The sequence below is a fragment of the Exobacillus caeni genome, from assembly GCF_005747095.1.
Classification (GTDB): domain Bacteria; phylum Bacillota; class Bacilli; order Bacillales; family Guptibacillaceae; genus Exobacillus; species Exobacillus caeni.
Genome location: NZ_SWLG01000014.1, coordinates 55,920 through 77,215 on the forward strand (window position 1 = coordinate 55,920; position 21,296 = coordinate 77,215).

Annotated in this window: 17 protein-coding genes; 2 read left to right on the top strand and 15 right to left on the bottom strand. The window is 42.0% G+C overall.

All coding sequences use genetic code 11. The features are described 5' to 3' along the window. Positions 1 to 398: 398 nt before the first annotated feature. The 5 genes from FCL54_RS17600 to FCL54_RS17620 all read right to left on the bottom strand — a co-directional run bounded on the left by FCL54_RS17600 (position 399) and on the right by FCL54_RS17620 (position 6,023). On the bottom strand, positions 399 to 1,130 hold the full coding sequence (locus FCL54_RS17600) for a LytR/AlgR family response regulator transcription factor (protein ID WP_138128204.1): 732 nt from the start codon (positions 1,128 to 1,130) through the stop codon (positions 399 to 401). After that, positions 1,096 to 2,865, bottom strand: coding sequence for a sensor histidine kinase (locus tag FCL54_RS17605; protein WP_138128206.1), 1,770 nt, complete (start codon positions 2,863 to 2,865; stop codon positions 1,096 to 1,098). The genes FCL54_RS17600 and FCL54_RS17605 overlap by 35 nt, the downstream gene beginning before the upstream one ends. 211 nt (positions 2,866 to 3,076) lie before the next feature. Then, entirely contained in the window at positions 3,077 to 4,156 is a 1,080-nt protein-coding gene (locus FCL54_RS17610) for an SEC-C metal-binding domain-containing protein (protein WP_138128208.1), read from the bottom strand. Positions 4,157 to 4,227: 71 nt separating this feature from the next. After that, positions 4,228 to 4,962 (bottom strand): RQC-minor-1 family DNA-binding protein, encoded by a 735-nt coding sequence (locus tag FCL54_RS17615; RefSeq protein WP_138128273.1) that lies wholly within the window; start codon positions 4,960 to 4,962, stop codon positions 4,228 to 4,230. A gap of 275 nt (positions 4,963 to 5,237) precedes the next feature. After that, positions 5,238 to 6,023: an SDR family oxidoreductase gene (locus FCL54_RS17620; RefSeq protein WP_138128210.1), complete on the bottom strand. Its 786-nt coding sequence runs from the start codon at positions 6,021 to 6,023 to the stop codon at positions 5,238 to 5,240. Positions 6,024 to 6,273: 250 nt separating this feature from the next. Between FCL54_RS17620 and FCL54_RS17625 the strand changes: the two genes are divergently transcribed. Beyond that, on the top strand, positions 6,274 to 7,173 hold the full coding sequence (locus FCL54_RS17625; protein WP_138128212.1) for a 3-hydroxyacyl-CoA dehydrogenase: 900 nt from the start codon (positions 6,274 to 6,276) through the stop codon (positions 7,171 to 7,173). 150 nt (positions 7,174 to 7,323) lie between these two features. On the opposite strand, the gene FCL54_RS17630 is transcribed toward FCL54_RS17625, so the two are convergent. Both FCL54_RS17630 and FCL54_RS17635 read right to left on the bottom strand, forming a co-directional pair. Next, positions 7,324 to 7,602: a hypothetical protein gene (locus FCL54_RS17630; RefSeq protein ID WP_138128214.1), complete on the bottom strand. Its 279-nt coding sequence runs from the start codon at positions 7,600 to 7,602 to the stop codon at positions 7,324 to 7,326. A 138-nt stretch (positions 7,603 to 7,740) separates the two neighbouring features. Next, positions 7,741 to 8,682, bottom strand: coding sequence for a Gfo/Idh/MocA family protein (locus FCL54_RS17635; RefSeq protein ID WP_138128216.1), 942 nt, complete (start codon positions 8,680 to 8,682; stop codon positions 7,741 to 7,743). A 364-nt stretch (positions 8,683 to 9,046) separates the two neighbouring features. Here FCL54_RS17635 and FCL54_RS17640 point away from each other — a divergent pair, with 364 nt between their 5' ends. Further along, a complete protein-coding gene (locus tag FCL54_RS17640; RefSeq protein ID WP_138128218.1) occupies positions 9,047 to 10,348 on the top strand; it encodes an MFS transporter in 1,302 nt (433 codons plus the stop codon). 134 nt (positions 10,349 to 10,482) lie between these two features. On the opposite strand, the gene mgrA is transcribed toward FCL54_RS17640, so the two are convergent. The 8 genes from mgrA to FCL54_RS17680 form a co-directional block, all read right to left on the bottom strand. Further along, positions 10,483 to 11,484, bottom strand: a complete 1,002-nt coding sequence (mgrA, locus tag FCL54_RS17645; protein WP_138128220.1) for an L-glyceraldehyde 3-phosphate reductase — start codon at positions 11,482 to 11,484, stop codon at positions 10,483 to 10,485. Positions 11,485 to 11,505: 21 nt separating this feature from the next. Continuing rightward, positions 11,506 to 13,947 carry a carbohydrate binding domain-containing protein gene (locus FCL54_RS17650; protein WP_246055333.1) on the bottom strand — a complete coding sequence of 814 codons (2,442 nt, stop codon included), beginning with the start codon at positions 13,945 to 13,947 and terminating at the stop codon, positions 11,506 to 11,508. Positions 13,948 to 14,097: 150 nt separating this feature from the next. Then, the gene (locus tag FCL54_RS17655) at positions 14,098 to 15,387 is read right to left on the bottom strand and encodes a glycoside hydrolase family 30 protein (protein ID WP_246055334.1); all 1,290 of its coding nucleotides are present in this window, start codon (positions 15,385 to 15,387) and stop codon (positions 14,098 to 14,100) included. A 78-nt stretch (positions 15,388 to 15,465) separates the two neighbouring features. After that, a complete protein-coding gene (locus tag FCL54_RS17660) occupies positions 15,466 to 16,812 on the bottom strand; it encodes a GH1 family beta-glucosidase (RefSeq protein ID WP_138128224.1) in 1,347 nt (448 codons plus the stop codon). 14 nt (positions 16,813 to 16,826) lie between these two features. After that, a complete protein-coding gene (locus FCL54_RS17665; RefSeq protein WP_138128226.1) occupies positions 16,827 to 17,735 on the bottom strand; it encodes a carbohydrate ABC transporter permease in 909 nt (302 codons plus the stop codon). Positions 17,736 to 17,738: 3 nt separating this feature from the next. After that, positions 17,739 to 18,638 (bottom strand): carbohydrate ABC transporter permease, encoded by a 900-nt coding sequence (locus FCL54_RS17670; protein WP_138128228.1) that lies wholly within the window; start codon positions 18,636 to 18,638, stop codon positions 17,739 to 17,741. 68 nt (positions 18,639 to 18,706) lie between these two features. Next, entirely contained in the window at positions 18,707 to 20,029 is a 1,323-nt protein-coding gene (locus FCL54_RS17675) for an ABC transporter substrate-binding protein (protein WP_138128230.1), read from the bottom strand. Between the two features lie 135 nt (positions 20,030 to 20,164). Further along, positions 20,165 to 21,178: a LacI family DNA-binding transcriptional regulator gene (locus FCL54_RS17680; protein WP_138128277.1), complete on the bottom strand. Its 1,014-nt coding sequence runs from the start codon at positions 21,176 to 21,178 to the stop codon at positions 20,165 to 20,167. Positions 21,179 to 21,296: the final 118 nt, after the last annotated feature.

The window sequence follows — 21,296 nt, forward strand, 5'->3', positions numbered from 1 at the left end:
GTTTACATAGATTATAAGTCGAACTGTGTCAAAAATGTGAAAATCGAGTCCAAGATGTAAAATAGAAGGTGTATGATGCATAAATTAGAGGATAAGATGCAGCTTTTTGAAAGCATGGTGCACTATAGGGGTCTGGACAAAAGTATTTAACCGAAAAAAAATCCGAACCGATTCAAAATTCTTTGATCAGAATTCGAATCGGTTCGGATTTTTCCTTCGGGCCGTTTTCTTAAGTTGCAAACCTTTGCGGCAGACCACCTGCGCTGGAAGTGATCTCCTGCAAAAAGATCAATATTACTCCTATTCTAGCGAAGTGTATTTTCGTAGGCGTTCAGGTGCCCCAGTATCGTTTTAAAGGTAAGGCGTAGTCGATATAAAAAAAGCTCGACTAGACCCTTTTAAAGTTCCAGCTTCCGCCTCAGAGGTTTTGCATAATTTCTGCTGACAGAAAGTTTTTCAGTTGTCCCTTCTATTTCAAGCTGATATGCACCATTAAACCATGGGATCAATCTTGTTACATAATCGAGGTTTACGATGTAGCTCTTATGGATGCGGAAAAACGGATAAGAAACCAAACGATTTTCAAGGTCTTTTAACGGAGTCTTTATTTCAAATTCCCCGGTTTTTGTGGTGATCTTGGACACCTTTTCTTCCCGGTAGATATAAAGGATATCATTTGGATCGATGTAACGAATTTCCCCTTCATTTTCGACAGCGAGCTTTCCTGGCGGTTTAGGAACATCCGTTTTTGGTTCCGGAATAAGCTGCCTTTCGATTCTGGACACTGTTTGCTCTAATTGCTCTTCATCATAGGGCTTTAAGATATAATCGATCGCCTCATACCGAAAGGCTTCTGCCGCAAACTGGGGATAAGCTGTAGCGAAAACGATCAACGGCCGTTTCTTTAACTCTAAAAGCGATTTTGCCGCTTCCAGTCCGTTCATTTTCGGCATTTCTACATCCAAAAACACAACATCCGGTCCATGTTGAATGGCCTGAAGAACAGCACTTTCTCCTGAATCTGCCTCTCCTACAATTTGAATGGAAGGAAAAACACTTAATAGATGCTTTAATTCATCTCGGCTATATCGTTCATCATCCACTATTAATGCTTTGATTGATTTTTCCACTGTTATCCTCCATTCCCGGAATAAAAAAGAAAACTTCTGTTCCCAGGCCAAATTCGCTTTTTATATTCAATGCCGCCTTTTCACCAAACATCATCGTGAGCCTGCGGTTGATATTATACAGCGCAAAACCGGTACCTGTCTCAGATTCCATGCTGTTTTCGCCAATAAGTTTTAATCTATCCTGCTTGATGCCCTGCCCGTTGTCTTTCACTGTAATTTCCACACCAGAAGCTGCTTTCTTGATGATTATTTTTACCACACAGTCTTCGTCTTTATCCTTTATGCCGTGCTTAATCGCATTTTCGACTATCGGCTGAAGGGTTAAAGGGGGAACCCTTTCTGCCAGGGCGTTTTCATCAATTTCATATTCAACTTTCAACTTGTCGACAAACCTTGCCTCTTCGATTGCGAGATAAGCTTTGACGTGCTTTAGTTCTTGTTCTAAAGAAGTGACCTCTACAGTTGTTCCAGTTAAGTTTTGCCGTAAAAAGTTGGATAATGAGATCAACAGTTTCCGGGCCTGTGCGGGGTCGATCCGGATCAAAGAGCCGATCACATTCATCGTATTAAACAAAAAGTGAGGGCTTATCTGGGCTTGAAGTGCCTTGATTTCTGCTTCTTTAGCATATTGATGGGCTCTGTCAGCTTCTGCTATTTCCAGTTGGTTACTTAGAAGAACGCTTAATCCTGAGATTAGTTCCAGGATAACATTCGTTATTTCTTTTTCGGATGAAAAATAAAATTTTAATGTGCCGATCGTCTCTCCCCGCTGCTTTAATGGAGCAATGACGGCGGCTCCCAGAGGGCACTCTTTGTTCACACAATGGATCGTCTCATCATTCGCTACAACAAGTTCCCCGTTCTTGATAACTTCTTTTGTTACGTGGGTTTGAACAGGACTGCCTGCACGATGATGGTCATCGGCAAGTCCTACATGGGCAAGAATGCTCGTCTTGTCCGTCATCGCAACAGCCATCGGCTTTATTTCATTGAACAGGATCTCACAAACAGCCTTTGCGGAGCTGGCAGTCATTCCTTCCCTCAGATAGGATAGTGTCTGGTCGGCAATTCGAAGTGTTTTCTGGGCCTGAAGGGCACCTGCCTTTTCCTCTTCATTAACTACATTTTTAATCACCAAAAGAAAGAGGGCACTCCCAATACCATTCGCCAGGATCATCGGCATCCCGATTACTTCGACCAGGGAAAGCGCTTTTTCAAACGGCTTCGCTACTAACAGGATGATGACCATTTGAACAGTCTCTGCGAGCGCTCCGATAAAAAAAGCCACCGGAAGCTTAACATGCCTTTTTTGCTGAAAAAAAGCTCCAGATATCATACCGGCAACAACCGCGGCTAACCCGCATGCAAGGCCCGTAAAACCGCCAAGTGTAAGCCTGTGAACCCCGGCGATCAGCCCTGCTCCGATACCAACCTTGTACCCGCCGAGAAGGCCAGCGATCACAATCCCGATTACCCTGGAGTTCGCAATCGCCTCATCGGAACCTAAATCAACAGCCCATGGATCGAACTGAGCTGTGTCTGCGTTGAACGTCAAGCCTGTATACGTCCCTATGATCCCAAAAAAACCGAAAAATAAAATTGCATTCAGCTGCTGTTTTCCAAGCAATTTTTCTTGATATATCATACTTTGAAAAAAGCGGAACCGCGTGAGGACAAACGCAATCGTCACGATAATCCCGAGTCTTTCAAGCATCGTTAAGAGTAGTTCGAACATAACACCAGTCTCCTCTATAAAGGCCTATCAGACATAAGTTCTTTTTATTATATGTTTTTTTGAGAAATGTACAAGGTACCCTGGTGTATATTTAAGCATCCATTGAAAAATGCCAGTAAAAAATAGAAAAAAACAGGATGCTAAGGAACAACACTCTGCTTTTTTCTAAATAGATTTTATTAAACTTGTATGGCCAAATATTCGATGTGCCTTAAAATAAATCTTCTTCGTCAAATAACGTGTCATTCCTCACTGTTTCAAGAAAATCGTTAATTTCTTTCTCTAGAACCTGTTTCATGTCCCTGACCTTTGACGAAATACTGCTGATAGACACGTTGAATGCTTCGGCCAACTGTTTTTGAGTTATTCCTCCGGCCAATGGCAAAAGGTCAATAACCAGATAGATAAGCGCACTTAAATAAACATCCGGCTTCTGTATTAAAGGGTTTTTCACTTCACAATACTGATTCCAGAGGACAACACCCAATTTCTCTGGCCCTTCTACCCCTTCAGGAAGGTTTTGTTCCATAAATTGTTGAAATGCAATCGCTATTTCCTCATGTTCCGGTGAAGTCCAGATAAGATCATCTAAAGTATCTTCAGCTCCAAATAAAAAAAGATCTAGTATCTTTATGAAGTTATTGACTATAAACTGTTCCGGATCGCTTATCTTGCTTATATCATAAATATCTAGAAGTTCATTTTCAATTTCATCCGCCTCTTCAGGTGGTATATCTAAGAATGTAGCTAAAAACAATGCTGTTTCTCCAGCAGGTAAAATAGTGCCGATTATGAAGCTCCCGGGTTCTGCATACTCATCCACTTCATAAATTTTCACCTTCGTCTCTTCTTCTGTGAAATAATCTTCAAGGATGATATAGTTGTTATCTTCCATCTCCTTGACAATCGAAATAGACGGCCTGGTACTTTTCCAGGATTCAAGCGCTTCCTTTACTCTTGGTCTTTTATAGTTATGTTTATTTTTATCAATGAACGTTTCAAGTATTGTTTTACCATTTACTTTTACAGAAGTTATAAACCATAGGCATGCAAAAAAATGAAAAACATCCATCGCTTCATCAGGAATCGCTAAATCTTCATAGTACTCTTCTAGATAGTCTTCCATTAAATCCCCATAGTTTTCCACACCGAAAACAACGATTTCTTGCTGGATTTCACGAAGTTCTCCCTCTAAAATGTGATGAAGCGATACGACATTTTCTTTTCCACAGCACTTTTTATACTTCTTCCCGCTTCCACAAGGACAGGGATCGTTCCGGCCGTGTTTCATCCCAACCTACTCCTTTCTGCTTCATTTATTTCCTCGTAACATAAAAAATTGCACATAAGGTTGTCTGGCGTCTAATACCTGCAATCCTTACATCTTTTCGGTAGCGCAAATCCTTTTTGTTTGTAAAACTGCTGTTCTCCTACTGTAAAAGTAAATCGCTCTCCACATGACCAGCATTTTATAAGAAGATCTTGTGGTGCCGATCCTTCTAAAGCTTTGGTGATACGTGCTTTTCTTTCCTGTACGGCCAGCTCATCGACCGGCTCTTTTCGTTCCAAAGCTCCTATCGTTTTTTGAATCTCAGCCTTCATCTTTATATACTCAACTTCGTACCATAATTTTAAATAAGGGATAAACGCTTGATCACCTGATTCTTTAATTTTCTCCAGCATCAATAGGATCATCTGCCTGTTACGATCCTTTAAATAAATCATATCTGGCTCTTTCTTCCCTTTATCGATCCATTCCTTCCATTCCTCTATAAGTTCATCTGTCAATTGATCGGACTCAATCAGCCAGCCCCGATCCGTATAAATAATCAACGGCAGCTTACCACTATATTCGATATCCAGGAAATCATAATCGACCATCCAATCGATTTTTTGCATGACGGCTTCCAATTTCTCCGATTTAAAATACCCATAAGCAGGACACCGATCCAGTTCTAGCTCCCGAACCTTCTTTTCCTTTGAACCTTTTAAAATCTTGGCGAAGAGTGTTCTTCCTCCCTGTGCAATAAGTTCATCGGCTGCCCTCAATATAACCTTGATTTCTTCACGTGATACTCGATTTGTGGTGGATGACATCACAAGCACAACTCCTCATAATATGGTCCTTCTTCTCTTTGATTTCTCTTTATTTCAGGATAGTTCCGATGCATATCCAGGTAGTAGACGGAACCCGACAGGTGATGTTTAATTATTGTAATTTTTTCTATCCATCTTTGATGGCTTCCTCACTGAAAAGTTAAGCCAACTTCGCGCATTATAGATCTTTTCTTCATCAATTATCTTAACATAAAATTGGTGCCAGGCACCCAAAATGGACAACTGTCCACAAAGGGTGCCTGGCACTCAATTAATCATATTTCCATTTCCCAGCGTTTTTGCTGGGTTTTCTTTAGTTGTTCTTCCGTTTCTTCTGGATAGACGGTACGGAATTTGTGATGGTCAGCAGGAATGATCTCAACCATCTTTTGAATCATATCTTCAGGGTCAAATTGATTTTTTAGTTTCTCATGCTGCTTTTCGATATCTTCCTTCGGTGTAAAGTTCTTTTCTTCGTCAAACCACTTCCACATTTCCTCAGCGCTTCGTTTGTTGAATCCTGTCTCGAAAGCTCCCGGGTTAATGGTTGCAACCTGCACACCCAGCTTTTCAAGCTCATTTCTCATCGTCTGTGCAATCCCTTCGATCGCATGCTTGGTTGCCGTATACGGTCCTACATAAGGTGTGGCCGAAATACCTGCCATAGAACTCATGAAGACAATCTTTCCGATTCCTTTTTCCACAAACTTTTTCGCAGCGATCTGAGCAGTTTTAAGTGTTCCGAATACGTTCACTTCGAATAAAGCACGGAACCGGTCCATCGGCACCTCTGCGAGTGGTCCCCCTTCATTGATCGCAGCGTTCGCCACAAACACATCAAAATCATACTTTTTTATCTGTTCTAAATCCAATTGGTTAGTAATATCAAGTTTGAATACTTCTATATCAAGGCCCTGTTCTTCCGCTTCCCGTAAAAGGTCTGTTTTCTGTGCTTTTATTTCAGTAGTAGCAATAACATGGTGGCCTTTTTTCGCTAGACCAAGTGCAGCACCTCTTCCAAGCCCGCTGCCCGCTCCTGTGATGAAAATTGTTTTACCCATTCTTATTCCTCCTATAAATGAGTCACTCCATTTTCATCTTCCCATTGGCCAATTAAATAAAACTCTTTCAAGCATTCCCATCCAGCGGAATTTGCATCTTTTGGTATGATGAAAAGCAATATTGTTTACGAGTCCTGTCTTATTTCATCCTATTGATAATCAGAGAGTAAGTTTTGTTCATTCTTTTTAAGGTAATGTTTATAAATGAAGTGAATGTTATTGAAAATTTCTTTTGAAAAGGAGAATCTCGATGGATTTTAAGAATATTACTGTGGCTGGAAGTGGTGTTTTAGGAAGCCAGATCGCTTTCCAAACTGCTTTTAAAGGCTTCCACGTAACTGTATATGACATTAACGATGATGCGATAGCACGGGCAAAAGACAGGATTGCAAATTTAAAACCCCGGTATCAAGAAGATCTCGGCGCCACTGAACAAGAGGTAGATACAGCTTATAATCGTATTTCTTTTTACAGTGATTTAGCTAAAGCGGTGGAAGACGCAGACCTCGTGATTGAAGCGGTTCCTGAAGTTGTCCAGATTAAGACCGACTTTTACAAGAAGTTAAGAAAAGTTGCTCCTGAAAAAACAGTCTTTGCTACAAACTCTTCAACCCTTCTGCCGAGCCAATTTGCGGAGGCGACAGGTCGGCCTGAGAAGTTCTTAGCACTACATTTTGCCAATGAGATATGGGTAAACAACACGGCAGAAATCATGAAACATCAGGGAACAGATCCGGACGTTTTTAATGATCTAATCGAGTTTGCTGGGGCGATCGGAATGGTTGCTTTGCCTTTACAGAAAGAGCAGCCAGGATATATTTTAAACTCATTATTAGTTCCCCTATTAGAAGCAGCCCAGTTGCTGCTAGTAAAAGAAGTGTCCGACCCTGCAACCATCGATAAAACATGGATGATCGCAACTGGATCCCCTAAAGGACCTTTTGCCATATTAGACATTGTAGGAATTACTACTGCTTACAATATTGCACAGGGAAAAGCGGAGGCAACAGGGAATGAAAAGTTCAAGCAGCTTGCAGAATTACTGAAAACAAAGTATATCGATAAAGGGAAGCTTGGAAGAGAAACTGGAGAAGGATTCTACACTTATCCTAATCCGGAATACGAGAAGCCGGGTTTCTTAAAAAGTTAATCAATATGAGATTACAAGACAGGAATCGAGATGACTCAAAAGCAAAGTACAGCCCTGGCCAACATCTTATCTAGAAAAACTTGGTCCAATATTTACTTAGATGTTGTGCTAACGAAGGGAATCAGGCGCTTATGAGTCATCTTTTTTATTTCAAACAAAAAATAGCATCAATAACCCAAAGCCTATTACCCATAATACCGGAAATAAATTAACAATAACAGCAACCCGTTTCTTTCCTTCGCGAAGGAACCAGGAAATGATGGAACAAACGATTACAGCCAGTGGATAGGCACTAATCGATGAGACAAAAGCAATGTTATAAGCATTCACCCCATTATCAAAGCTCATAAACGACAATCCCAAAATAACGAACCAGGGAACCAGGCTGATTAAATAAATAAGCTGGGTAACAATCAGATAAATTTTCATACGCTCCCCCAATTATCCAGCATTTACTTTAATCATAAAACAGCAAGAGGTTGTATGACTAGATGAAAAAAAAGTGCCTGGCACCACTCGTGGACAACTGTCCATAGAGGGTGCCAGGCACTTTTTTAAGGTGCTTTTTTATTTCCGCAAATCTTCCAGTACTTTTTGGGCTCTGTACCCTACTTCAAAATCATAAAGTTCTGCTTCCTGTCCGTGAGCTGCTTTTACCAATTCATCTATTAGTTGTTTTGGCTTTGCATCTTCAATCGAAATAGCTTTCAATTCTTCGCCATTTTTTGCCCCTTTTAATAATCCCCAGTTTTCAAGGGATAAAATCCCCTCTGTTCCATATGCGCTATAGCCAATAAATTCTTTTCCGGCGATCTGGCTTAACCCCTCGATTAACACTGGTGTTCCGTCTTCAAGCTCTCCCGTTGCGATAATCCCTGTTTCGCATTTTGCCGGATCATCCGGCAATTCCAATCGTGTCTGGATATTTTTGATTTCGCCAAATAGCTTTAACGTTTGTTGAATGAAATGCACACCAACTTCTAAAACGAAACCGCCCTGTTCACGACCGCCTACCCAGTCATTTTTCTGCCAGAAACGCGGCCATTCTGGAAAGTGCATGGTGAGCTGCAGCCTTCGCAGCTTGCCTATGTAGTCCTTCTTAATCATTTCTCCAAATTTAGTTGCCGCCTGTCCATAATTAAGCGGAAAGTTCATCGCATGGACGACACTTGCTTTTTCGGCAGCTTCCGCCATCTCTTTTGCCTCTTCCAGAGAGTTAGCCAGTGGCTTCTCACACAGAACATGCTTTTTAGCTTTTAAAACATCCATCACAATTTGATAGTGATATTTCGGCGGTACTGCAACATAGACCAGGTCAACCTGTTTGTCTGCAATTAAATCTTCATAGTTTGTAAAAGCCTGTGCCCCATCAAGTGCTTCAGCAGTTTCCTTTGCTAATGACTCCAGCTGGTCACATACGGCTACAATTTCCACATGTGATTGTTCTTTGAATTGTTTGATTAAACGCTGGCCAATTGCCCCTAAGCCAATAATTCCAATATGCAACATGAAAACTCCTCCTCTTATTCACTTCTTATATTACTACATTTGCAATGTGATCAGGCCTTATTAAATGCCTTTTTCTGGTGTTGGAATCGATACGAATAATCCGTCCCCTTTTTTCCTTATTCTATAAAAGATATATTTGCAAATTTTATAATTTCTATCTATAATAAACACGCATACCTATAGGGGTATATGGACCTTGTTTTATAAATAGCCAGATTCCGTATCTAAAGAATTCAGGGATAGAAAAACTAATAAGCATTAAGGGATGGGACTTATTAAAGATTTTACATTTTGAAAGATTCTTACGTTGTTTTTCTAAAGGGGTTTCGAACGTTCAAACCAATATAGATAGGATGTTTTAATCATGGCTAGAAAAAGTCTCACACAACTACAACAGCAATATACTGAAAATCCAGATAAACAAAGGCAACTGTATAAGCGGACCTTAATTATTATTGTAATCGCTCAGGTCCTAGGTGGTGCCGGTCTTGCAGCTGGGATAACAGTAGGTGCATTACTCGCAAAAGATATGTTAGGTACCGATAGCCTGGCAGGACTTCCAATCGCTTTATTCACATTAGGTTCAGCAGGTGCAGCATTAATTGTCGGGAACTTATCACAACGATTTGGACGTCGTACGGGACTTACAGCAGGATTTATAACAGGTGCGCTCGGTGCAGTCGGAGTAGTTATTTCAGCAGTATTAAACAATCCCATTCTTTTATTTATATCCTTACTAATTTATGGTGCAGGCACTGCGACAAACTTACAAGCCCGTTATGCCGGAACAGACTTAGCGACTGTAAAGCAGCGAGCAACAGCTGTAAGTATTGCATTAGTGTCAACCACTTTCGGGGCCGTCGCAGGGCCCAATTTGGTTGATGTGATGGGTAAAGTTGCTCTTTCTTTTGGGATTCCCTCACTGGCAGGCCCATTTATATTAGCGGCTGCTGCATTTTTCCTTGCTGGCATGGTCTTCTTTATTTTTCTTCGTCCAGACCCATTGAAAGTTGCGGAAGCGTTAGCCGCCATAAAAAAGCAGCATGATCGCCAAACCGTTGAGGAAGAAGAGGAAACCTCGAAGAAAAACATGTGGGGCATTACTATTGGAGCGACTGTCATGGTGGTTACCCAAATCGTTATGGTCGCAGTCATGACTATGACACCTGTGCATATGGGTAATCACGGACATGGGTTAAGTGCAGTAGGACTAATCATAGGTTTTCATATCGGAGCCATGTATCTTCCTTCAGTTGTCACGGGACTGCTTGTTGACAAAATCGGTCGTCACATTATGGCCATCTCATCCGGAATCACCTTACTCCTTTCCGGTGTGTTAGCCGCTTTTGCACCTACGGATTCTGTAGCTTTATTAACAGTTGCGCTGATATTACTGGGATTAGGATGGAATTTTGGCCTGATTAGCGGGACTGCACTTATTGTAGATTCAACAACACCAACCAACCGTGCCAGGATACAGGGGAAAACGGACGTTCTCATCGCTTTGTCTGGAGCTGCTGGCGGAGCTTTATCAGGTGTCGTAGTAGCTAATTCTAGCTTCATGGCATTATCACTTGGAAGTGGTGTGATATCATTGATTCTTATACCTGTCGTTTTACTTAAACGGAGAACCGTCACTGCCCATAAAAGAGCAAATGCGAAATAGTTGCTAGTGGAACTCATTTTATCTAACTCCTTAAAGTTAGACGTTTGGGCCAGAGACTGATTATAAGAATCAAAGAAATTAAATGAAAAAACAAAGAAAAGGAGTAGATCTAATGGGTCTACTCCTCAGGTCTATTACCGTTCATTTGAATTTAAGCACTCTTCTATCTTTTTAAGCTCTTCCTGGCTAAACGACAGATTCTTCAAGGCAGCTACATTTTCCTCGATTTGACTTACTTTGCTTGCTCCAATAAGAGCCGAAGTGACCTTCTTTTCCCTTAGAATCCAGGCAAGTGCCATTTGTGCGAGTGACTGTCCGCGTTCCCGGCCTAATCCATTCAACGTTCTTACCTTTTGAAGAACTTCCTCGGTTATATCCTTTTCATCTAAGAAACTGTTAGGTTTTGATGCTCTGGAATCCTCAGGTATTTCATTTAAGTATTTATTTGTTAGCAGTCCCTGTGCAAGCGGCACAAATGCGATAGCCCCGACCCCTTGAGTTTTGAGAAGATCAGTCAGGCCGTTTTCTACCCGAAGGTTAAGCATGGAATAAGCATGCTGGTGAATCAATAAAGGCGTGCCCAGATCCTGTAAAATGGTGATAGCCCGTTCTGTTTCTTCAGGCTCATAATTTGAAATCCCCACGTAAAGCGCTTTACCCTGCCTTACAATATGATCAAGTGCCATCATCGTTTCCTCAAGCGGTGTTTCAGGGTCCGGCCGATGATGATAGAAAATATCTACATATTCCAGATCCATCCTTTTCAGGCTCTGGTCAAGACTTGAAACCAAATATTTTCTCGAGCCCCAATCCCCATACGGTCCAGGCCACATACCATATCCAGCTTTTGTTGAGATAATCATTTCATCACGATAGCCCGACAGGTCCTTTTTAAGAATAGAACCAAAATTCTCTTCTGCTGACCCTGCAGGTGGTCCATAATTGTTAGCAAGATCAAAATGGGTTATCCCCAAATCGAAGGCTTTTCTGATGAGTTTTCTTCCGTTTTCGAAGGAATCCTCGCCTCCAAAGTTGTGCCAGAGTCCAAAAGAGATCGCCGGCAGTTTTATTCCAGATTCTCCACATCGGTTATAGATCATGTCATTATAACGTTCCTCGTTCGGTTGATAAGCCATTCAGTATCCTCCAGGTTAAATTTAATTGCTTTTCACTTTTAAACTCACATTGTCAATGTAAACATCATGATTTCCTACAGGTGATTGAGATGTTTTGCCAAGCAGCAATTTAAATGCCGCGGTATCTTCTGAAGGCATAACGAACTCATACGTAAATCGCTGCTCTTGTTCGCTGAGTGATACCACCTTGCTGAAAAATCTCGTATACTGGGCATTTTCCACAGTAATTTCCGCGTCTCTTTCCTTCGTCGATCTGGCTTCAAAGGAAAGCTCGTATACTGCTCCTTCTGCTAGCTTTAAATCTCCCTGTTCCAAAATGACACTCCACGGTTCGTTCCCTTCATTCGCGATTGAAATTTTAGCTTCTTCTTCTTCAGTACCGAACTGGGCCGAAGCATCAAAATGAACATAATTCGTCCAGGAAGACAAATCATTGCTGAAATCGCCATTTTTTAAAGGGGCCAAATCTATGTTTCCATAGTCAGGCATACTGGTTGTCTTTATCATCGAGACATTGTCCAGATACAGATCACCGGTTGCTTCTCCCATGTTGAATACAACTTGTCCTTCGTAATCTGAATTGTTATCCCCCATTGTAAAACTAACAGTATGCGTTTCCATTTCCGGCGATAGAGCCACCGATTTCATTCCCGAATAAGCAAGGCTTCCATCTTTGTTCAATATACCGACCTGAATCGTTCGAGGTATGTCAGCCCTCGCATCAAAAGTTAGCTGATAATCATTTCCTTTTATTAACGGAATTCCTTTCTGGTTAAGCTGAACAGCTTCCGGTGCATCGCCAGGTTCACCAATCTTGACTGAAAGCTCCCGGCTTTCTTCATTAACAGAAGCAGTTGCCTTTGCATCAGCCACCAATATGAAATTCCAAAACGTCATCCGATCCATTTCCCCTTGATCAAATGTTCCGTTATAGATGTGGTTGCCGTCCGGCAAAGGCTGTTTCGGCGCATCATAGTCAACAGGGAGACCGCTTATGTCTTCTACCCTGACGTTCCCAATCCATACTGGCGCAGTGCCGTTTCCGCCAAGGTTCAATTCAAGCCTCGCAGCAATATCGGTTTCATTCACCATATCAAACGTAAATTCATAAGATTTAAGCTCATCGGTGAGGTTAAACGTTTCTTCGTTGGAATACTTTGTCCATCCTCGTGAAGCTCCCGCACCGACTTTTGCCATCATGTTTCGGTCTGTTGAAGACTTTGCATCAAAACTTACTTTATACTTACCGCCTTTTCCAAGTGAAAGCTGCTGGATCAACTGAAGGGAATATAGCTGTGATCCCGGTTCAGTTACTTCCGTTTTTAAAAAGTTTCTGCTTTCGATGTTTTCTATAGAGAAGCTTCCATTCCCGCCAAAATCAGGCAAATGGACAAAATTCCAATACATAGGATCGAGTTCTTCACCAGCTTGATCTACTTCGGTTACAGCCTGTTCAAAGTTCTGGTCATAAATAAGGTTGCCGTCATCTAACGGTTGTTTGGCATCCGCTGGCAGTGTGACCGGACCAGCTATCGGCTCTACCGGTTCCCGGTATTCTCGCTTCTTTAAATCATACACACGAACATAGTCTATCTTCATTTGAGCAGGGAAGCCTGTCGACTCATCCGGGTCTCCATCGAACCACCCGCCGACTGCAAGATTCATTAACAGATGGAACTCCTGGTCAAAAGGAGCAGGATAGGAATAGTTAGCAGCGTTATCTTTTCCTTTCGAGTACCAATCGTTTTGCGTTTGGTAGAGTTCTCCGTCAACATACCATCGAATTTCACCCGGCTCCCATTCGAGGGCATACGTATGCCAGTTATCTATTCCTCTGTTCTTCGGAAGCTCATATTCTTTTCCGGAATACTTGTTACTCGGCCAGCTTTCGCCGTAATGGATCGTCCCGGCTACTCTATCAGGTTTGCTGCCCCATGCCTCCATAATGTCGATCTCCCCGGAAGCGGCCCAGGCTCCGTATTTGTCTTCTTCAGGCAGCATCCAAATTGCCGGCCACAGCCCTTGTCCAACAGGGAGCTTTGCTTTAATTTCGAAGCGGCCATATTTTTTGCTGAACAAATCTTTTGTCTTCATCCTGGCAGAAGTATATTCATAGGTTCCAAATTTGTCTGTAACCTGTTCTTTTTTCGCTTTTATAATGAGATTGCCATCTTCTATAAAGGCATTCTCATTTGAATCTGTGTAGTATTCTTTTTCGTTGTTTCCCCATCCTGGAGTGATGCCGTTCCCTTCCTCGTCTGTGATCCAGTTCCCAATGTCAAAATTCCATTTGTTCCGGTCGATTTCATCACCATTAAACTCGTCCGACCAGACGAGAGACCATTCAGATTTGTTTTGTTTAACGGTTTGGTCAGGCTTTTCACTCTGCTTTTCTCCGTCTGAACCTGCTGCAAAATTGGCACCGGAAAACATACATGATACGCTCAACATGATTGCCAGCATCCTTTTCAATTGGTTTCCTCCTAAAAAATTGATTTTACAACCATTAGCTGTTGCTTTCACGAATTTCAAAAGAAAATAGCAGCAAAAAATTACTTATAAAGAAAAAAGCTGACTAAAAAATAAAGTGTCAGCCCCTTCTGTTACCGGTAATTATCCATTTACAAGAAAGGTCGATATCGAATGGGCAGGCATGTCGACGATTGCTTCGCTACCTGAAATAGCCAAATTCATAAGTAACTCTTCCTCTCCCTGGTTCATTGCAACAACGACGATTTCACCGGTCGGATTACGAAATGCCGTAGCCAGGATTTCCTCCGTAGCGCCTTGACAAGAGACCCTTACAGCACCCGTTTTAATATATTTGCTAAAATGCCCTATATAATAATAGGAACTGTTGTAGTAGACTTCATCATTCTTCGTATCTACAATAACAGGGGCGTCACAATAGTTTCCCACGTGATTTGGTCCGCCTTTTTCATTTAATACAAGATTCCAATCGATCCATGCTTCGAGGTAGTTGTTCAGGTCCCCGATAATATTTCGGCCATATCGTTCACCCGTATGCCAGGCACCCTCAGGCTGGACTCCTCCTTCTATACAGCCTTCTGTAAAGATAAGATGCTTGTCAGGAAATGCCTGGTGAACCTTTGAAAGGTTTTCAAATTCTTCGGATACGTACCAGTGTATTCCGGTCCCCCACACATACTTGGCAGCCTCTGGATCTGACAACACTGCCCTCGCTCGTTCAAATACAACATCTCGATTATGGTCCCAGATAATAACCTTGAGGTTTTCCTTCCCATGCTTATGCAGTGTCGGTCCAAGATGGTTTTTTATAAAGTCGCGTTCTTCTTCTCCAGAATATAGACATGAATCCCAGACCTGTTTGGCTTCTGGTTCATTTTGAATCGTAATTCCCCATAAAGGAATCCCTTCTGCCTCCATCGCCTCCACATATTTCACATAATAGCTGGCCCATATAGCCTTGTACTCAGGCAACAGTTTGCCTCCGTTGTTCATTTCTCCGTTGCTTTTCATCCATGGAGGAGGGCTCCAGGGTGAGGAAACAATATGCAACTCCTGTCCCGCCTCTTTGATTGCATCCTTTATGAGAGGGATGACCAGCTGCTTTTCTCTGTCGATCGAGAAGCTATCTAACGAAATATCACCTTCATTAACATAGGTGTAGTTTCCTAATGAAAAATCACAGCTGTTTATATGCGTTCTTCCAAAGCGATAACCAAGCCCCTCTTCCGGGTGGAAATAACGGCGAATCACTTCGTCTCTTTTCTCTTTACTGATCAAGGAAAGAGAATAGGCTGAGGCTTCTGTAAAGGCTCCGCCGAAGCCGAGCATGGTTTGATACGTTACCTCCGGATTGATTTCGAGGCAAAGGTTTGCTTCCTTTATAGCCGGATTGGAAGAATCCAGTTCTTTCATACTGAATCGTTCCCCTGTGTCCCTGGCAGTATGGATCCTGGTCATAGTAGTCGTTTTCAAGGTCGCCGCCCTCTCTTTTCAAGCATTAAGAGGCAGTACTGTTCCGCGGTTCTTCACTACCTCTGTGTACCATAATGCGCTATCTTTCAACGTTCTCTTTTGCGTTTCATAGTCTACATACACAATTCCGAATCGCTTGTCATAGCCGAAACTCCACTCAAAGTTATCCATAAGTGACCAGAGGTAATAGCCCCGGATGTTCATGCCTTCTTCATTAAGGTCAGACACTGCCTGAAGGTGCTTGTCAACATAATTGATCCTTGCCTGGTCATGGACTTTGCCATCCTGCAGCACATCGTCATAGGCTGCTCCATTTTCCGTTATAAAGATAGGCAGATCGGTGTATTCTGCTCTTAAGCGCCTGATAAGATCTTTGAACTCTTCTGGTGCAATATCCCAGCCCATCGCTGTCTTTTCATAGTCCGAGTGAGCTCCCTTAGTCATAAAATCGTTGGCTGCACTAAACTCTACCAGACCGCGGCTATAATAATTGATTCCGAAAAAGTCGCACTTAGCAGCAATTGTTTCCATATCCCCATCCTTAATGAAATCATACGAATGAACATATTTAGAAAATAAATTCATCATATCTACCGGATACGTTCCTTTGAAGACCGGATCCAAAAACCACCGGTTAGAATAGCCATCCGAGTTATTAGCGGCAAGAAGATCATTGGCCGAGTTTGTTTTCGGATAGACAGGTGACAGATTTAGCGTAATGCCGATCGGTGTAGTGGATTGGAAATCTTTTTTCAGCATTTCGACCGCTTTACCGTGCGATACCAGCATGTGGTGTACAGCTTTTACCGCTTCATCCAGGTTGGTATGTCCTGGGGCATGTACTCCCTGGTGATAACCAAGGAATCCAGCACACCATGGCTCATTATGAGTAATCCATGAATCGACAATACCATCGAGTTCTTCAAAACAAACCTTTGCATAGTCGAGGAACCATTGAACAGAGTCTCTGTTCACCCATCCGCCTTCTTTATGTGCCCAAAGAGGAAGATCCCAGTGATAAAGTGTTACGGCCGGTTTGATCCCTTCTTCCCGAAGTCGACTGGCTAGCTTTCGATAAAACTCCATTCCTTCAGGATTGTAGACACCTTTCTCAGGGAAAATTCTTGGCCAGGCGATTGAGAAGCGATAGGAATCTACTCCAAGACTTTTAATAATCTGGATATCTTCCTCATAGCGATGATAATGATCACATGCGACATTTCCATTATGGCTTTTATGAACCTTTCCGGGAATATCACAGAACTCATCCCAGATAGACGGCGTTCTTCCGCCCTCTTGATGTGCGCCTTCTATTTGATAGGAAGATGTTGCTGTTCCAAAGATAAATTGTTTGTCAAATTTCATAACCTTCCACTCCTCTACTCTTTTATAGCTCCTGCTGAAATACTGTTAACAATGTATTTAGATAAAAACAGAAATGCGATCATAATCGGAACGACAGAAATAGCAATTCCGAGATACATCGAACCCAGGTTCTGAGCAACCTGTGACCCTTTTAGAAAACCCATCAGGACAGGCAGTGTATACTTTTCCGGTGAAAACAAAATGACTAACGGCATGATGTAATTGTTCCACGATCCGATGAATGTAAAGATTGACATCGTTGCGATCGCAGGCATCATAATCGGAATCGCTACCGTATGGAATATCTTCCACTCACTTGCCCCATCGATCCTCGCTGCCTCGATCAAACTCGGATGCAGCGTCGTTTGAATATATTGCCGTAAAAAGAAAACAACAAAAGGACTTGCGACCGCCGGTACTATAAGCGGAATAAATGTATCTAAAATGCCAAGCGTTTTACTCAGCTCGTAAAATCCGATCAAGCCAAGCTGTCCGGGAACCATCATCATAACCAGCATGAAGACAAACAAAAAGTTTTTCCCCTTGAACTTATAGAACGCAAAACCGTATGCGGTCAATGCCGAAAAATAACCTGTAAGGACGGTAACAGACACGGAAATGATCAAGCTGTTCTTAAAGCCGTTCCATATGTTCACATAGTCCATCATCGTATGGTAGTTCTCAATGAGCGAGCTTCCCGGTACTAACGTAAAACCGGTTAAAATCGCATCGTTGGAGCGGGTTGCATTCACCAGCATCATTAAAAAAGGAATAAAACACACAATAGCCAACAGGGTCAAAAGGATATAGATTATTCCTTTTACAATCGAACGACGCTTTTTAATTTTTATCTCATCTGGCAAAAGGGAAGTGTTTGAAAGCTTTCCTGGTGCGGGATTATTAATTTCAGATCTCTCCAACATAATTTACACCTGCCTTGCTTGTTTCTTTTGATCTCTATACATTGACTTGAACACAATAGCCGAAAAGATGACTGTGATGATAAACAAGCCATATGCGACTGCGGCAGCATACCCGTAATTGTTATACTTGAACGCTTGATTATAAAGGTATAGAACCATCGTGTTCAGCGAGCCTTCCGGAGACCCGATACCATCAGTCAAAAGCATCGGCAGGTCAAACAACTGAAGACCGCCAATAAGCGAAGTGATCATAATGTATAAGAGTATCGGTTTCAATAATGGAAGTGTAATTTTGGAAAACGTTTGCCAGCGATTGGCACCGTCGATCAATGCAGCTTCGTAATAATCTCTAGAGATGCCCGATACCCCGGCCATCACGACGATGAAAGAGTGGCCGAACCACATCCATGTTAGAATCAGTGAGACAGACAGCTGCGCAGTGGCAGGTTCATTCAACCAGTTGATCGGCTCTGATATTAATCCCAGGTTTAAAAGAACCAAGTTCAGAGAACCGTGCTGCCAATCTAGCAAAATGCCAAAGAGAAGCGCCACTGAACTTACGGTGATCAGGTTAGGCAGATAAAAGATCGCCCTGAAAAAGGAAAGACCCTTCATTTTCACTCTCAAATCCGAGAAGATGGCTGCTAAAATCAATGCTATCGCTATTTGCAAAGCAAAGTTAATCCCCCATATTTTCCACGTATTAACAAAAGCTTCGAGAAAATAAGAATCGGTGATCAATCTTGCATAGTTGGCAAATCCTACAACCTCGCTGGTACCGCTTCCGTTGTAATTTGTAAAGCTATAGTATAATGTCAAAGCGACTGGATAAATATTAAACACAAGAAAGATGATCCAGAACGGGGCTATGAAGTAGTATCCATAACGGTCGAGGTTCTTCATATCCTAACTCCTTTCCAAAATTGAGCAAGCGGTATAAGAGTACCTATACCGCTTACATCATGCCTTGCTTATTTCTTTGGTACATTCAATTCAGGGTAAGCGTTTTTAGCCTGTCGATAAAATTCTTTGACCGCTTCATCTTTCGTTTTCTTTCCATCAACATAATCTTTTACCGCATTTCCATAAAGCGTATCAAGTTGCTGGTCATACTTCGTTACGATTCCTGGTTCAATTTTCTTAGCCTGGTCAAGGAAAAACTTATAGTTATTTTGCCCGCCAAGGAATTCATCACTAAAATCATCTTTAATTTTGCTTGTTACAGGAAGGTAAGATAGAACATCACCTGTTTCTTTCGCCCAGTCTGTTAAAAACTCATCATCCTGCGTCATCATCTTCACGAAGTCATAAGCAAGCTCTTTATTTTTTGATTTGTTATACACACCAAGCCATGTTCCCCCCCAGAAATATGGGCTTGGTCCATTTGTAACAGCCCAATCACCAGCAGATTCCTTTACATTGGTCTTCAGTACGCTGTGCAGACCCCATGTAGGTAGAACATAAGAGAAAACCTGTGTTTCCGTTTCCTTACCGTTTTCTTTCACCTTAATCGGCTTATCCATCGCTTCAAACCATGATGGCGACCATTCACCTGCAAGTGCAGTATAATTGTTTTTACGCAGTTTCTTTGCATAATCCATAAATTCGATCTTCTGGTCTGTCAATTTCAAATCGTTATTTTCATTCACCCATGCCTGTGGATTATCCCCTTGAGAGAACCAGCGGATCGCTCCTTCGTCAGGGAACATACGGTAACCCTTTTCCTTCATTTTTTCAGCTACTTCGAAAACTTTATCCATCGATGAAAGCATTTCGCCTACTTCATCCGGGTTATCAGTCCCAAGCACTTCTTTTGCGATGCTTCGTTTGTAATAAATGCCACCCGGTGTCGTCTGCCATGAAAGCGCTCTCACATTTCCTTCTGAATCTTTACCTAGATCAAAGACGTAAGGAATATACTTATCAGAGATTTTGTCAGCGTTATAAGGATCCGCGGAAAGGTTTTCCCAGTATCCTGCATCTACCCATTGTTTAAGGAATGCAATTTCGCCGGTGAACACATCCGGTGCTCCTACCCCACTATCAAGTACAGGCTTTAACTTGGTCGGATAATCAGCAATCGGCACGATCGTCAGCTCCACTTTAACGCCATTCTTTTCTTCAAACTTTTTAATAGGTTTCTTTAGTTCATCTGTAAAAGACCAGATCTTTAAATCTACCTTTTTCTCCCCTTTAGCATCTCCTGATCCTGATGATGATTCCGAGTCAGAACAACCAGCCAGCACTCCAATCAACACTACCAACGACATTACAAACCCCATTATCTTTTTCATGTGTAAACCCCTTTCATTTAATTCGAAACCGGTTTCGATTTCGCGAAAAAAATATAGTGAATCCCGAAACCGCTTTCGGAAATACCCAAAACAAACTTTTTCGAAAGCGGTTTCGAAAACGTCTAAAAAAATTATTTATTTTTTTGGCGGTATACAGGATTCTCTCACCATTAATTGAACTGGAATAACTTCCTCGGTAATTATTTTCTTTTTTTGAACCATTTGCTTTAGTAGCAACTGTCCTGCCCGTTCACCTATAACATCAGTATCTTGTTTAACCGTTGTAAGTTTCGGTGTAACATATCTGGACATTTCAATATCATCGTATCCTATGATCGAGATATCTTCCGGAATATGTATTCCCCTCGATCTCGCTGCTTCCATCGCTCCAATTGCCATGTGGTCCCCGGCAGCAAAAACAGCTGTTGGCATGTCTTTTAAATCAAGGAGCTTTTCCATAGCCTCACTGCCCTCTTCGATCGAAAACAAACCACCATCAACGAGGTATTCGTCTGGAACAGGAAGATCTCGCTTATTCATCGCCTTCCTATATCCTTCGATTCTCACCTTTCCGGCATAAGTTGATGAAGCACCGGCAATATGAGCTATCTTCGTATGGCCAAGAGAATGCAAGTAATCAATGGCTAACTCTGCCCCCAAAAGATTATCTGAATACACCACGCTGCAATTCTGGTTTGTCATATCTATTACAACGATCGGTATACTGCTGTTGATCATTTCTTGCACCTGCGGATCTTTTGGATCGGAACATATCACAACAATTCCGTCTACTCCACGATACAAGAAATGCTCCAGATAACTAATATCCCTGCTGCGGAGATTCCTTGAAGCGAGAATGAGGTCATATCCTTCTTTTTCGGCAAATTTTCGAAAACTTTCAATGATAGCATTGAAAAACGGATGCTTCATTCCGACTTCATTTTCTTCTGAGAACATGACACCAATCGTCCAGGATTTTTTTGTAGAAAGAGATTGAGCATGCGCATTCGGCAAGTAGCCCATTTCAGCTGCAGCATCAAGAATTGCCTGCCTTGTCTTCTGGCTCACATCAGCATAATTATTTAATGCTTTAGAGACAGTCGTGCTTGAAAAACCTGTTTTCTTTGCTAAGTCATAGATTGTAACCATGGTTATCTCCTCTGTATCGAAAGCGCTTTCGGTAACGTCATTATAGCTCATATATTTTTGCTAGACAATACTTTTTTTGAAAAAAATTCTGAAAATTACCTGGACACCACCAGGAGGC